The following is a 13,519-nucleotide window of genomic DNA, read 5'->3' on the forward strand; positions in this document are numbered from 1 at the left end:
TAAATCGAATCTTTTACATTAAGAGGCAAGGTAACTTGCTTCTTCCACTCCCGACGAATCAGAAGCTATTTCTCCGAAGAGAAGAATTTGGAGCGACACACGAGGTTCGAACTCGTGACCTCAACCTTGGCAAGGTTGCGCTCTACCAGCTGAGCTAGTGTCGCATGGATCATTTGACGATCATCACATGATCATTTTATATCGCGATGTACAGGCCTTCTGCAACCGCGCTTCGACGAATCGAAATTTTCTTTCTCACAAAGAGAAATTGGAGCGACACACGAGGTTCGAACTCGTGACCTCAACCTTGGCAAGGTTGCGCTCTACCAGCTGAGCTAGTGTCGCTTTGACTTGAGACGTTTGTCTCTGTCAGGGCTGCGAATTATACGAAGAAAAATCGGCGATGCAAGCCTCTAAACTTAAAAAATTAGATTTTTCTTCGTATCGATTATTTTCGCATCAGATCGTGAAGATCGTTGAACGGTAGAATTTCAATTCTTCGATCGATTCACGGATATCATCCAGTGCAAGGTGAGTACCTTGTTTATGGAATCCATTGAGGAGGTCTGGTTGCCAACGACGCACCAATTCTTTGATTGTGCTGACATCCACTGTTCTGTAGTGGAAGAAGCGTTCCAAATCAGACATGTGCTGATACAAGAAACGGCGGTCTTGGCCCACGCTATTACCGCAAATTGGGGAAACACCCGCCGGAACCCACTGCTGCAAAAACGCGATGGTTTGTTTGATCGCTTGATCTTCCGTCACCGTGCTTGCTTTAACACGGTCCACCAGCCCACTGCCGGTGTGTGTATTGGTACACCAATCGTCCATTTTCGCCAATTCATCGTCAGATTGATGAATAGCAAGCACTGGCCCTTCAGCTAACACATTAAGTTCAGCATCTGTCACGATGGTCGCAATCTCAATGATTTTATGAACTTGAGGGTCAAGTCCGGTCATTTCGAGATCAATCCAGATTAAATTCTTATCGCTGAAAGACATCCAATTTGCCTATTTTACAAGTAAACCATGTATCATACTTAGCCTGACATGAAAGCCAACTAAACTAGCGACATTCTCGTGGCAAAAAAGAAAAAGCTCACAAAAGGCCAAATTCGCCGAGTACGGACAAACCAAAAGAAACGCGTCGATCAACAGCAAGAGGGCGTCCAATGGGATGAATCTCTGCTCGAGTCCGCCCGTGAAGGGGTCGTTATTACCCGTTTTGGACAACATGCCGACATTGAAGATCTTCAAACTGGTGTTATTCACCGTTGTAACCTTCGCCGTTCAATTGAAAGCTTGGTGACTGGTGATACAGTTGTCTGGCGTCCTGGTGTAGAAACACTGCAAGGCATTGCTGGCGTTGTGGAAGGTGTCCACGAACGTCATTCAGTGCTGACACGCCCTGATTACTATGACGGTGTAAAACCAGTCGCGGCTAACATTGATCAAGTCGTGATCGTTTCCGCAATATTACCCGAATTATCAACCAACATTATAGACCGTTACCTGATCGCGACTGAGCAGGTCGATTTCAAGCCACTTGTCGTCATTAATAAGATAGACCTCCTTGACGCGAATGGCCTTGAAACTGTCAAAAATACCCTCGCCCTTTACGCGCAGATTGGCTACAACGTCATGATGGTCAGCCAAAAAACTGGCGAAGGTATGGTCGAACTGAAACAGCTTCTCTCAGAAGGTACCAGCATTTTCGTCGGCCAATCAGGCGTCGGAAAATCGAGCTTGGTCAATGCCTTACTGCCTGAAGTCAATGCTGAAACGTGTGAAGTCTCTGAAAACTCAGGGCTTGGCCAACACACCACCACCACGGCAAGACTCTATCACTTCCCTGACGGCGGTGATTTGATCGATAGCCCTGGGGTGCGTGAATTTGGTTTATGGCACCTTGAGCCAGAGCATGTCACCTATGGTTTCAAAGAGTTCCGCGATTACCTTGGCGGTTGTAAGTTCCGCGATTGCAAACACGGGGATGATCCCGGCTGTGTGCTTCGCGAAGCCGTTAGTGAAGGGAAAATCAGCAAAACTCGCTTCGATAGCTACCACAAAATCATCGAAAGCATGTCTGAGATGAAGGCTAACCGTCAGTTTTCCCGCGACAAAGAGAACTGATAGACACCTTTTCGCACACCTCTGGTTAGCGGCCTGTTAATTTTGTAAACTGTGCCGCTAATTGAATTCTGGCCTTTGAAATTTCGAGGGCAATCTACGAGTTAGGAAAATCACCGTGTCTAACGATTTAAAGATTGGCCTGCAATATTGCATGCCTAAACACCTCCTCACCCGCCTAATGGGTAAATTGGCAGCCGCAAAAGCTGGCTTTCTGACAACCGCCGTTATCAAGTGGTTTGTTCGCCAATACAAGGTCGAGATGAGCGAAGCGAAGAATCCGGATCCGGCGAGCTACCCGACTTTCAATGACTTTTTCGTTCGTGAGTTAAAAGAAGGCGCACGCCCACTTAACGACGACGCAAATGTGATCAGCCACCCTGCTGATGCATGTGTTAGCCAAGCAGGCCCTATTGAGCATGGCCGTTTGATTCAAGCAAAAGGCCACACCTTTGGTGCGTGTGAACTGCTTGGTGGCGACGCACAGTTAGCAGAAGAATTTGCTGACGGCGATTTTGCAACCCTGTACTTATCACCGCGCGACTATCACCGTGTCCACATGCCGTGTGACGGTAAGCTGCGTCAAATGATCTATGTGCCGGGTGACCTGTTCTCTGTGAATCCACTGACCGCTGAAAACGTGCCAAACCTGTTTGCACGCAACGAGCGTGTGGTGTGTATTTTTGACACGGCGTTTGGCCCATTGGCTCAAGTGCTGGTTGGTGCAACCATCGTAGGCAGCATCGAAACCACGTGGGCTGGCACCATTACGCCACCAACAGGTCAAAGTATCCGTCGTTGGGATTACCCAGCTGAAGGCGATCAAGCGGTCACCATTAGCAAGGGTGAAGAAATGGGTCGCTTCAAACTGGGCTCAACCGTGATTAACTTGTTCCCGAAAGGCGCGATTCAATTCGATGACAGCATCACGCCAGGAACAGTGACACGCATGGGTGAAGCGTATGCTTGCCTAAATACGGTCACCGAACCGACTCAAGACGAAGATCAAAGCGAAACGCAAACCGCGTAAAGCAAATTCTGAATCTGCGACGAAAAGGGCATTATTGCCCTTTTTTTGTACGCAAATATTATCCGAGAACAGAGAAATCCTGTCGACGCACCGTAAGCTATAAACCGTACACTTGCCTTCCAACACAATGAATTACATCTCAAATTCGTTGGATGATACGCAGTTTATTCTTAACGGACGGTGACAAATCTATGCCAAGACTTTCTCGTGCCGATGGCATTAAGTTTCTACTCGCATTTGGTATTCCCCTCGGCGTGTTGATGATGCCCATCGACTGGATCCCCATCGACGACCTGACCATTATTCAACACCGCTTACTGGCCATTTTCCTGTTGGCCGCCTTGCTTTGGGTACTTGAACCCGTCCCCGTATTTGCAACATCCATTCTGATCATTGCCCTCGAACTCATCATGATCTCTGACAAAGGGTTACGTTGGTTTCGAGAAGCACAGCCCGGTCATGAGATTGGTGAACTCATCAAATACACCGACATATTCAGTGCATTTTCATCGCCGATCATCATTCTGTTTATGGGTGGCTTTGCCCTTGCCATCGCAGCATCAAAATACGAATTGGATAACAACCTCGCACGTGTCCTACTCAAGCCTTTTGGCACCAAGCCAAAGGCCATCATGTTGGGATTAATGCTGATCACCGCCGTTTTCTCCATGTTCATGTCGAACACCGCCACAACCGTGATGATGCTGGCGTTGCTCGCACCAATAGTGGCGTCTGTTCCTAAAGGCGACATCGGCGTTAAAGCCCTCGTTCTGTGTATCCCCATTGCGGCGAACACTGGGGGTATAGCCACGCCAATTGGCACACCACCCAACGCCATTGCTCTGCAATACTTGACGGGAGAAAACGCCATTAATTTCTTAGATTGGATGATGATGGGCTTACCTTTTGTCATTATTCAATTGTCATTTGCGTGGTGGTTACTGCAAAAGCTCTTCCCCTCTCAACAAGAGGAAATGACACTCAAACTAGACGGTAAATTCCAACGCAATTGGCGGGCTTACACTGTGTATGCGACCTTTGCGGTAACCATCTTGCTTTGGATGACCACCAGCCTTCATGGCATGAATACTTACGTGGTGTCGATTGTGCCTCTCGCGGTCTTTACCCTGACGGGCATCATGGGCAAAGAAGAGTTGAAGCTCATTAACTGGGATGTGCTGTGGTTAGTTGCCGGTGGTATTGCCATTGGCTTGGCGCTAGATAAAACAGGGCTGGCCGAAGCACTTGCTCATGCGGTTGATTACGACACCCTATCGCCCGTTGCCGTGGTACTCACCTTGTCACTGATTTGTTGGGTGATGGCAAACTTCATGTCCAACACCGCAACAGCAAACTTACTCATGCCCATTGCTGCCGCGGTTGCGACATCCATGGAAAGCCTCTCAGCGGTGGGGGGGATTCAAGGCCTGTTGGTTGTTGTCGCTTTCTCCGCGTCTCTGGGTATGATTTTGCCGGTATCGACCCCGCCAAACAGCCTTGCCTATTCGACAGGCCTCATTGAAAGCCGCGACATGGCGAAGGTGGGGATTATCGTAGGCGTCGTTGGTTTAGCCATGGTTTATGCTGCCATGTTGATTCTGACGTAATCCTCTCCTGACGGTTTAACGGGGAAAGCCCTTCAGGCCTTTCCCCGTTTCTCATCTCCATATACACTCGCGCTCTTTTCCGAATTATTTGCAGTGCTTAACGGCCTGCCTTGAGGTATTGAACGTGGGTTATGAATGGCTCGCGCTGGCTGCCGCATTTTTGTGGGGGATATCCAGCCTAATCTCTGTCACACCCGCTCGCCACTTAGGGAGCTTTGCCTATAGCCGTTGGCGAATGGCATGTGTGTCGATCATGTTAAGTGTCCTTGCACTGATAACCGGAGGATGGGCGACCATTTCCTCAGATATCTGGTGGCCAATGGCGATCTCTGGCTTGATCGGTATCTTCATTGGGGATACAGCGCTGTTCGGTTGTATGAACCGTATTGGCCCGCGCCGCTCTGGATTACTGTACTCCTGCCACGCCGTCTTTTCTGCACTGCTGGGCATCTGGCTATTCAGTGAAACGCTGCAAGGTCTGCGATTACTGGGCGCAATCTTGGTGTTCTCTGGTGTCCTCGTGGCAGTGTTTTTCCGCCAAAGCGGAGCAACACATCAGTGGGAAGAGACCAAAGGCAGTTTAGGCATTGCCATTGCACTTGGTTTGACCGCAGCGCTTTGCCAATCACTGGGGGGCGTGATTGCCAAGCCCGTACTAACGGAGCATGTCGACCCGATTGCAGCCTCCGCCATTCGAATGATTGCTGCGTTCTTGGCACATGGCACTCTGGTGCTGTTGCAGGTGCGCGTCGCTCAGCCCGTCAATCCAATGAACTGGCGTATTTTCGGCATGGTCGTTGTGAACGGCTTTCTTGCGATGGCAGTCGGCATGACACTCATCATGTATGCGCTCAAATGGGGGGAAGTGGGTACTGTCGCCTTGCTATCATCCACCACGCCGGTGATGGTGCTGCCACTGATTTGGCTCTTTACTAAAATACGCCCAGCACCAAGCGCTTGGATTGGCGCGGCACTTGCTGTTGCGGGAACAGGGTTGATTGTGTCGAGCTGAAATCCCCAAAAAAAGCAGTACCTTGCATTGAAAACGCCGCTATCTGCGGCGTTTTTCGTTTGGTCAGCGTTGAACTCGCTTAAGCTCGTCCCACTGGAAATGCGATCACATCATCAATGTGCGATTTACCGAGAGCGAGCATGATCAGGCGATCGACCCCGAGTGCAACACCGGCACAATCAGGCAAACCTGCACGAATCGCATCAATCAAATGATGATCGATAGGCTGAGTTTTCAGTCCCATTTTTTCACGCTTGCGGTTATCGTCTTCGAAACGTGCAAGTTGCTCATCAGCGTTATCAAGCTCATAGAAGCCGTTTGCCAGCTCAATGCCTTGGTAGTAAACCTCAAAGCGCGCCGCCACGCGCGGATCATCGTCGCACACTCTCGCCAATGCCGCTTGTGATGCAGGGAAGTTGTAAACAAACGCGGGAACAGCTTGTCCTATTTTGCACTCGACCCCCACGCTAAATAGCAGTTGAAGCAAAGTGTCTCTGTCTTCTTCGCCTTCCGCAATATCAGAAAGCCCCAGAGATGCCGCCGCCACTTTCAGCTCATCCATCGAGCCTTCTAACGGACACACCCCCAACACATTGAGAAATGCATCTTGATAGGTCATGCGTTCAGCCGCACCGCCACCAAGAATGGTGCGCAACAATGTATCCATTTCATCCATCAACGCATGGTGGTCAAACTCAGGTCGATACCATTCCAGCATGGTGAATTCTGGGTTGTGGTAACGTCCCGCCTCTTCATTGCGAAACGCTTTGTTTATCTGGTAAATCGCGCCGCTTCCAGCTGCAAGCAACCGCTTCATATGAAATTCAGGGCTCGTCATCATGTACAACGGGATCCCTTGTGCATAGCCCGGCCCCACAAACTCAGCACTGAAAGTGTGGAGATGTACATCCGTGACAGTGGCTTGACTCATTGCAGGCGTATCCACTTCAAGCACATTTCGCTCTGCAAAAAACTGGCGGATGGTGCTGATCAATGTCGCTCTTGCTTTCAAAGATGCAATGTCTGCAGTAGGACGCCAATGCTGGGTCATGTCATAAACTCGTGAAGAACAGAATGGGCGGCATTGTAGCGCTCAGACGTACAGATAAAAACCCTGACAAACGGTATCGTCGTGTTGTAAAAATGCCCCATTTACTCTGCATCATGATCCCGCTTTTTGCACTTTCATCGCAGTAAACAAGGAGATATGACCTAATTCATCACTTTACAGTCAAGAATCATTCTCATTTTCAATGAAAAGTCTTTTTAAAATAGACAGTTAAATCAACAATCTGAAAGACACTGTTTACGTGTTAGAAACATGCTAAAACACTCCGTAACCCACAATTAACACGCTTATTTCTTCATCAGAAACGACTCAGATCACAAAACGATTGTTATGCATGCCTCTCCCTAAGAAAGTCGAAACAAATACCCCTTCAAATCAAATTTTGCGGCATGTAGGTCTAATAAGATGGATTCAGATTTTTAGTTTAGTGCGTTAAGCATTATTTCATTTTTTAACATTCCTCCGGAGGATAGCTGTGAAAACTATTACCACAGATATCGCTGTCATTGGCGCCGGTGGCGCAGGCTTGCGTGCCGCCATTGCTGCTGCTGAAGCAAATCCAGATCTAGAAATTTCACTGATTTCTAAGGTTTACCCAATGCGTTCCCACACGGTGGCCGCAGAGGGTGGCTCTGCCGCCGTCATCAAGGATGAGGATAGCCTCGATAACCACTTCAACGATACCGTTGGCGGTGGTGACTGGCTTTGTGAACAGGATGTTGTTGAGTATTTCGTTGAGAACGCCACTCGCGAGATGATCCAATTGGAACAATGGGGTTGCCCATGGAGCCGCAAAGAAAACGGTGACGTTAACGTTCGTCGTTTCGGTGGTATGAAGGTTGAACGCACATGGTTTGCGGCCGATAAAACCGGCTTCCACATGCTGCACACGCTTTTCCAAACATCTATCAAATACAAACAAATCAAGCGTCTAGACGAGTATTTCGTTGTCGATCTTCTGGTTGTTGACGGTGAAGCGCAAGGCCTTATCGCCATTCACATGTCTGAAGGTGAATTGGTTTGTATCAAGGCGAAATCTGTTGTTCTTGCAACAGGTGGCGCAGGCCGCGTCTACAACTGCAACACCAACGGCGGCATCGTAACGGGTGACGGCATGGCAATGGCATACCGTCATGGTGCAGCTCTGCGTGATATGGAATTCGTTCAGTATCACCCAACAGGCCTACCTGGCACTGGCATCCTGATGACCGAAGGTTGTCGTGGTGAAGGCGGTATTATCGTGAACAAACACGGTTACCGTTACCTGCAAGATTACGGCATGGGCCCTGAAACACCAGTGGGTCAACCAAAGAACAAATACATGGAACTGGGTCCGCGTGACAAAGTTTCACAAGCGTTCTGGCACGAGCAGCAGAAAGGCAACACCATCAAACACGCGTTGGGTGATGTTGTGATGCTAGACCTTCGTCACCTCGGCGAAGAATACCTCAACGAGCGTCTGCCGTTCATCTGTGAACTGGCAAAAGCATACGTGAACGTTGACCCTGCAAAAGAGCCGATTCCAATTCGTCCAACCGCGCACTACACCATGGGTGGTATTGAAACTAACGGTAAGAACGAAACCGCTATCAAAGGTTTGTTCGCTGTGGGTGAATGTTCATCTGTTGGCCTTCACGGTGCAAACCGTCTTGGTTCTAACTCACTGGCTGAGTTGGTGGTATTTGGCCGCGTTGCGGGCGAAGGTGCTGTTGAACGTGCTCGTGAATTCGCGGGCTGGAACGACGAAGAGATCACGCGTCAAATAAAAGCGGTTGAAGCGCGTATCGATGCGCTGATGAATCAAGAAGGCGACGAAAACTGGGCCGATATCCGCACTGAAATGGGTCACTCCATGGAAGCGGGTTGTGGTATCTACCGTCGTGAAGATTTGATCCAAGAAACCATCGATAAGTTGACTGAACTAAAAGATCGCTACAAGCGCATCAGCATCAAAGACAAAGGGAAAGTGTTCAACACCGACCTTCTGTATGCGATTGAAGTGGGTTACGGCCTTGAAGTTGCAGAAGCAATGGCGCACTCAGCCTTGCTACGTCGCGAATCTCGCGGTGCACACCAACGTCTAGACGAAGGTTGTACTGAACGTGATGACGAGAACTTCCTGAAGCACTCTTTGGCGTTCTACAACAAAGATGCTGCACCAACCATTAAGTACGGTGACGTTAAAATCACGAAATCTCAGCCTAAAGCTCGTCTATACGGTGCTGCTGCGGAAGAAGCAGAAGCAGCAGCGAAAAAGGCCGAGAAAGCAGAGCAAGCTGAGAAGGAGCAGGCATAATGTCAGCAAATCGCATTCAAAAAGTAAGCATTCTTCGCTACGACCCAGCGAAAGACGCAGAGCCGCGCCTGCAAACTTTCGACGTGCCGTTTGATGAAACCATGTCTGTGCTAGACGCACTGGGTTACATCAAAGACAACCTAGACAAAGATCTGTCTTACCGCTGGTCTTGCCGTATGGCGATCTGTGGCTCTTGTGGCCTGATGGTCAACAATGTGCCAAAACTGGCATGTAAGGCATTCTTACGTGATTACCCAGACGGCGTGACCATTGAGCCACTGGCGAATTTCGCTATAGAGAAAGATTTGATCGTTGATATGACGCCGTTCATCGAGCGCCTAGAAGCCATCAAACCTTACATCTTGGGTAACGATCGTACGCCAGAGGACGGTCCAAACAACCAAACACCTGAACAACTTGCTCGCTACAAGCAATTCGCTGGTTGTATCAACTGTGGTCTTTGCTATGCAGCATGTCCTCAGTTTGGTTTGAACCCTGAGTTCATCGGTCCAGCAGCACTGACATTGGCTCATCGTTACAACCTTGATAGCCGTGACAACGGTGCTCAAGAGCGTATGAAGCTGATCAATGGTAAGAACGGCGCATGGGGCTGTACCTTCGTTGGTTACTGTTCTGAAGTATGTCCTAAGAGCGTTGATCCAGCAGCGGCAGTTAACCAAGGTAAGATTGCGTCGTCTCAAGACTTCGTGATTGCGATGCTTAAACCGCAGGAGGCATAAGGATGTCTAACCGTAAACCTTACGTTCGCGAAATGAAACGTACCTGGTGGAAAGACCATCCTTTCTACCGTATGTACATGGTGCGTGAAGCTACCATACTGCCACTGATTTTCTTCACCGCCTTCCTGACCGTCGGTCTAGGCAGTTTGGTGATGGGCGAAGCTGCATGGCAAAACTGGTTGAGCTTCATGGCCAACCCTGTAGTGATCGCGATTAACATCGTGGCACTGCTTGGCAGCCTGTACCATGCGCAAACCTTCTTCAGCATGATGCCGCAAGTGATGCCAATCCGTATCGGTGGCAAGAAGCTTGATAAGAAAATCATTGTGCTGGCTCAATGGGCAGCAGTTGCGGTGATTTCTGCCGTTATTCTGTTTGTGGTTTAACACCATACAAGTGAGGAGATAAAACGTGGTCGATTTGAATCCAAAACGTTCTGACGAACCAGTATGGTGGGGCCTATTCGGCGCTGGCGGTTCTTGGTTTGCAATGATTACCCCTGTGACCATTTTGGTTCTGGGTATCATGGCACCGCTAGGCATGCTTGATGCAGAAGCATTGAGCTACGAGCGTGTATCAGGCTTTGTTACTAGCTTCATCGGTGCACTGTTTACGATTGGTACACTGTCTCTGCCTATGTGGCATGCAATGCACCGTCTACACCACGGCATGCACGACCTTAAGTTCCACACGGGAACCGCTGGCAAAGTGGCATGTTATGCCATCGCATTCTTGGTTACTGCACTGTCTGTGATTTTCATCTTCATGATTTAATCGCGACAGGCAATAAAAAAGCACCTTCGGGTGCTTTTTTTGTTTCTGAAGCAGGTTGTCACTTCAATGGATTCGCTCGACCTTTAAAGCAACAAAAAAGGCCGCCTAAGCGACCTTTTTACTGCAAAGCAGATAGTTCGTGATTACTTAACGCGGCTCACGTATTCGCCAGAGCGAGTATCCACTTTAATCACTTCACCAATTTGAATGAACAAAGGAACACGAACAACTGCGCCCGTGACCAATGTTGCAGGCTTACCACCAGTACCAGCAGTATCACCTTTTAGACCAGGGTCAGTCTCAGTCACTTCAATCTCAACAAAGTTTGGCGGAGTAACTGCAATTGGGTTACCGTTCCAAAGTGTCAGCGTACAACGGTCATTTTCTTTCAGCCATTTGATGTTATCGCCAACCGCTTTTTCATCAGCAGCGATTTGCTCGAAAGATTCTGCGTTCATGAAATGCCAGAATTCACCGTCTGTGTAGAGGTAATCCAGTTCATGATCCATTACGTCAGCAGCTTCAACTGAGTCGCCTGACTTGAATGTCTTCTCTAGCACTTTGCCAGAAAGCAGCTTGCGGATTTTTACGCGGTTGAACGCTTGGCCTTTACCAGGCTTAACGAACTCGTTTTCGATAATGACACAAGGTTCATTATCAAGCATAATTTTCATTCCACCGCGGAATTCATTGGTGCTAAAAGACGCCATGTCTATCCTCTTAACATCTTCGAAGTTGTCATAAATGCCGGACATAATAACCCGAAACGCATCGCCTGTTGAGCAAAACTGGATCAAAGAGATCGCAAATGCTGTCTCAGATCCTCAAATTCTTCTGCAACAGCTTGATATAGAGCCTACGCCATGGATGTCCGGCTTTTCCGCTCGCACCTTATTCTCACAACGTGTGCCACAAAGTTTCATTGCGAGGATGGAAAAAGGGAACCCTAACGACCCACTTCTACGCCAAGTATTGCCAATGGTTGAAGAGTTTGACGAGGCTGAAGGCTTCACGACCGATCCATTAGAAGAACAAGATAACGATGTTCCTGGCTTGCTGCATAAATACAAAAACCGTGTTCTGATGATTGTTAAGGGTGGTTGTGCGATTAATTGTCGATATTGCTTCCGCCGACACTTCCCTTATCAAGACAACAAAGGCAGCAAAGACACATGGCGAGAAACGATCGCTTACTTACGGGATCACCCAGAAGTTGATGAAGTGATCTTGTCTGGTGGCGATCCGCTGATGGCAAAAGACCATGAACTGAAATGGTTAGTCGAAGCGATTGAAGCAGTTCCTCACATTAGGAAACTCCGTATTCATACAAGACTGCCCGTAGTGATTCCTTCAAGGATTACGCCGGCACTGGCGCAATTGCTTAAAGAAACACGCTTGAAGGTCATCCTTGTTACGCACATCAATCACGCCAACGAAATCAATGATGAGTTACGGCATTCCATGGCGATATTACGCCAAGCAAATGTCACCTTGTTGAATCAGGGTGTGCTTTTGAAAGGCGTGAATGACTCTGTAGATTCACTCAAGAACCTAAGCAATGCACTTTTCGACAGCGGGATTTTACCTTACTACCTCCACGTTCTAGATAAGGTGAAAGGGGCGGCGCATTTTCTCGTTTCAGATGATGACGCACGTACATTAATGGCAGGGCTGATCCAAGAAGTCTCTGGCTATCTCGTACCTAAACTGACCCGAGAGGTTGGAGGAAAGACAAGTAAGACTCCGCTAGATCTCCATTTGGAATAAGTAATCAATTGCCAAGCAACCTATTGATAAATGGCGGATAAAAGGCAATGATTGCTTATCTCTCATTTTTATTGGAGTTGCTATGCCTGTCATTATTAGGCCTTCGGAGCCTCGCGATATCTCTGCAATTCAACAGCTATATTCCTGTCCTAAAGCGCAAGCAGGCACCTTACAGCTCCCTCTCCCATCATTATCGTTATGGGAAAAGCGCATGAATCACTTACCTGAAAATACGTTCAGCCTTGTCGCCGATGAAAACAATGTTATCGTTGGCCAACTTGGTTTTCATGTATCTGAGAATCAACGTCGTCGTCATGTCGGGGAGTTTGGTATGGCCGTGCATGATGACCATGTAGGTAAAGGCGTTGGGAGTAAACTTGTGGAAAAAGTTATCGATCTTGCAGATAACTGGCTCAACTTACGACGTATTGAGCTTACCGTCTATTGTGACAATGAGGCCGCAATCGCGCTCTACAAGAAGTTTGGTTTTGGCGTTGAAGGCACTGCTATCGGATATGCATTTCGAAATGGTCGCTATGTTAATGCTCATTATATGGCTCGCTCGAACCCATCACTCTAAACCAGCTTACCTGAGCAGCCCTGTATGGGCTGGCTCTAATCATCAAACTCCAAGAGATGCAAATCTACTAAAGCACCAATATCAACGACATCTGCTTCTTCCCTGGATTCAACCCACTGCTTGATAGCAAGCCTATCGTGATCAGTGGCAGATCCAAAGCGAAGTGACGAGCCTACTACAAGTTCAATACGATCTGTCCCTCCGCCTCCTACTAACAAGTGGCGAGACTCCGCAAAATACGCAAGTGACTCTATAAACTCTTCAAGCTGTTCATCGTTATCCGTGTTGAGCTTTAATGAGATGACAAAACCAAACACCGCGAATTCATCGAGATAAAGTTTCTTTCTTAGTCGTTTAGAGCGATGTGTAGACATACATAAAGGACTCACTGTTAGCGTGTGTCATTAGCTTAGAAACTCTTCCGATAAAAAGAATTTTACGAAGTAAAAACTGAGAGAAAGGACAGATTCAAGGCAACCAAAGGCGAAGACGTGCGAGAGTGCGAGAGTGC

Annotated in this window: 14 protein-coding genes and 2 tRNA genes; 10 read left to right on the forward strand and 6 right to left on the reverse strand. The window is 48.3% G+C overall.

Annotated elements, in window-relative coordinates; translation table 11 throughout:
- Positions 1 to 88: 88 nt before the first annotated feature.
- The 3 genes from BCT27_RS15940 to orn form a co-directional block, all read right to left on the reverse strand.
- Positions 89 to 164: transfer RNA gene (locus BCT27_RS15940), tRNA-Gly, on the reverse strand.
- Between the two features lie 105 nt (positions 165 to 269).
- A tRNA-Gly gene (locus tag BCT27_RS15945) sits at positions 270 to 345 on the reverse strand.
- A 114-nt stretch (positions 346 to 459) separates the two neighbouring features.
- Complete coding sequence (gene orn, locus BCT27_RS15950) at positions 460 to 1,005, reverse strand: oligoribonuclease (protein WP_017010143.1); 546 nt, start codon at positions 1,003 to 1,005, stop codon at positions 460 to 462.
- 78 nt (positions 1,006 to 1,083) lie between these two features.
- On the opposite strand from orn, the gene rsgA reads away from it, so the two are divergent.
- The 4 genes from rsgA to BCT27_RS15970 all read left to right on the forward strand — a co-directional run bounded on the left by rsgA (position 1,084) and on the right by BCT27_RS15970 (position 5,782).
- Complete coding sequence (rsgA, locus tag BCT27_RS15955) at positions 1,084 to 2,136, forward strand: small ribosomal subunit biogenesis GTPase RsgA (RefSeq protein ID WP_102316360.1); 1,053 nt, start codon at positions 1,084 to 1,086, stop codon at positions 2,134 to 2,136.
- Positions 2,137 to 2,251: 115 nt separating this feature from the next.
- On the forward strand, positions 2,252 to 3,163 hold the full coding sequence (gene asd / locus BCT27_RS15960; protein ID WP_102396220.1) for an archaetidylserine decarboxylase: 912 nt from the start codon (positions 2,252 to 2,254) through the stop codon (positions 3,161 to 3,163).
- Positions 3,164 to 3,354: 191 nt separating this feature from the next.
- On the forward strand, positions 3,355 to 4,770 hold the full coding sequence (locus BCT27_RS15965) for an SLC13 family permease (RefSeq protein ID WP_102316373.1): 1,416 nt from the start codon (positions 3,355 to 3,357) through the stop codon (positions 4,768 to 4,770).
- A 124-nt stretch (positions 4,771 to 4,894) separates the two neighbouring features.
- Positions 4,895 to 5,782: a DMT family transporter gene (locus BCT27_RS15970; RefSeq protein ID WP_102310301.1), complete on the forward strand. Its 888-nt coding sequence runs from the start codon at positions 4,895 to 4,897 to the stop codon at positions 5,780 to 5,782.
- A gap of 79 nt (positions 5,783 to 5,861) precedes the next feature.
- On the opposite strand, the gene epmA is transcribed toward BCT27_RS15970, so the two are convergent.
- On the reverse strand, positions 5,862 to 6,833 hold the full coding sequence (gene epmA / locus BCT27_RS15975; RefSeq protein WP_102396221.1) for an elongation factor P--(R)-beta-lysine ligase: 972 nt from the start codon (positions 6,831 to 6,833) through the stop codon (positions 5,862 to 5,864).
- Positions 6,834 to 7,326: 493 nt separating this feature from the next.
- Between epmA and frdA the strand changes: the two genes are divergently transcribed.
- The 4 genes from frdA to frdD are packed head-to-tail and all read left to right on the forward strand — an operon-like array spanning position 7,327 to position 10,661.
- Complete coding sequence (gene frdA, locus BCT27_RS15980) at positions 7,327 to 9,147, forward strand: fumarate reductase (quinol) flavoprotein subunit (RefSeq protein ID WP_102316363.1); 1,821 nt, start codon at positions 7,327 to 7,329, stop codon at positions 9,145 to 9,147.
- Positions 9,147 to 9,887, forward strand: coding sequence for a succinate dehydrogenase/fumarate reductase iron-sulfur subunit (locus BCT27_RS15985; protein ID WP_102396222.1), 741 nt, complete (start codon positions 9,147 to 9,149; stop codon positions 9,885 to 9,887). The genes frdA and BCT27_RS15985 overlap by 1 nt, the downstream gene beginning before the upstream one ends.
- 2 nt (positions 9,888 to 9,889) lie before the next feature.
- A complete protein-coding gene (gene frdC / locus BCT27_RS15990; protein ID WP_017010135.1) occupies positions 9,890 to 10,273 on the forward strand; it encodes a fumarate reductase subunit FrdC in 384 nt (127 codons plus the stop codon).
- A gap of 25 nt (positions 10,274 to 10,298) precedes the next feature.
- Complete coding sequence (gene frdD / locus BCT27_RS15995) at positions 10,299 to 10,661, forward strand: fumarate reductase subunit FrdD (protein ID WP_017010134.1); 363 nt, start codon at positions 10,299 to 10,301, stop codon at positions 10,659 to 10,661.
- Positions 10,662 to 10,804: 143 nt separating this feature from the next.
- On the opposite strand, the gene efp is transcribed toward frdD, so the two are convergent.
- Positions 10,805 to 11,371, reverse strand: coding sequence for an elongation factor P (gene efp / locus BCT27_RS16000; RefSeq protein WP_017010133.1), 567 nt, complete (start codon positions 11,369 to 11,371; stop codon positions 10,805 to 10,807).
- Between the two features lie 34 nt (positions 11,372 to 11,405).
- Between efp and epmB the strand changes: the two genes are divergently transcribed.
- Together epmB and BCT27_RS16010 are read left to right on the forward strand one after the other, a co-directional pair.
- The gene (epmB, locus tag BCT27_RS16005) at positions 11,406 to 12,428 is read left to right on the forward strand and encodes an EF-P beta-lysylation protein EpmB (protein WP_102396223.1); all 1,023 of its coding nucleotides are present in this window, start codon (positions 11,406 to 11,408) and stop codon (positions 12,426 to 12,428) included.
- An 82-nt stretch (positions 12,429 to 12,510) separates the two neighbouring features.
- Positions 12,511 to 13,008: a GNAT family N-acetyltransferase gene (locus BCT27_RS16010; RefSeq protein ID WP_102392470.1), complete on the forward strand. Its 498-nt coding sequence runs from the start codon at positions 12,511 to 12,513 to the stop codon at positions 13,006 to 13,008.
- 35 nt (positions 13,009 to 13,043) lie between these two features.
- On the opposite strand, the gene BCT27_RS16015 is transcribed toward BCT27_RS16010, so the two are convergent.
- Positions 13,044 to 13,382, reverse strand: a complete 339-nt coding sequence (locus BCT27_RS16015) for a 50S ribosome-binding protein YggL (protein ID WP_102396224.1) — start codon at positions 13,380 to 13,382, stop codon at positions 13,044 to 13,046.
- Positions 13,383 to 13,519: the final 137 nt, after the last annotated feature.

The sequence above is a fragment of the Enterovibrio norvegicus genome (assembly GCF_002876705.1).
In the GTDB taxonomy this organism is placed as follows: domain Bacteria; phylum Pseudomonadota; class Gammaproteobacteria; order Enterobacterales; family Vibrionaceae; genus Enterovibrio; species Enterovibrio norvegicus_B.

Excerpts from the sequence above, each read along its gene's own strand:
- BCT27_RS15985 (WP_102396222.1), top strand. The coding sequence starts at position 9,147 with ATGTCAGCAAATCGCATTCAAAAAGTAAGCATTCTTCGCTACGACCCA.
- BCT27_RS15965 (WP_102316373.1), top strand. The coding sequence starts at position 3,355 with ATGCCAAGACTTTCTCGTGCCGATGGCATTAAGTTTCTACTCGCATTT.
- BCT27_RS16010 (WP_102392470.1), top strand. The coding sequence starts at position 12,511 with ATGCCTGTCATTATTAGGCCTTCGGAGCCTCGCGATATCTCTGCAATT.
- BCT27_RS16015 (WP_102396224.1), bottom strand. The coding sequence starts at position 13,382 with ATGTCTACACATCGCTCTAAACGACTAAGAAAGAAACTTTATCTCGAT.
- epmB (WP_102396223.1), top strand. The coding sequence starts at position 11,406 with ATGCCGGACATAATAACCCGAAACGCATCGCCTGTTGAGCAAAACTGG.
- epmA (WP_102396221.1), bottom strand. The coding sequence starts at position 6,833 with ATGACCCAGCATTGGCGTCCTACTGCAGACATTGCATCTTTGAAAGCA.
- frdC (WP_017010135.1), top strand. The coding sequence starts at position 9,890 with ATGTCTAACCGTAAACCTTACGTTCGCGAAATGAAACGTACCTGGTGG.
- efp (WP_017010133.1), bottom strand. The coding sequence starts at position 11,371 with ATGGCGTCTTTTAGCACCAATGAATTCCGCGGTGGAATGAAAATTATG.
- orn (WP_017010143.1), bottom strand. The coding sequence starts at position 1,005 with ATGTCTTTCAGCGATAAGAATTTAATCTGGATTGATCTCGAAATGACC.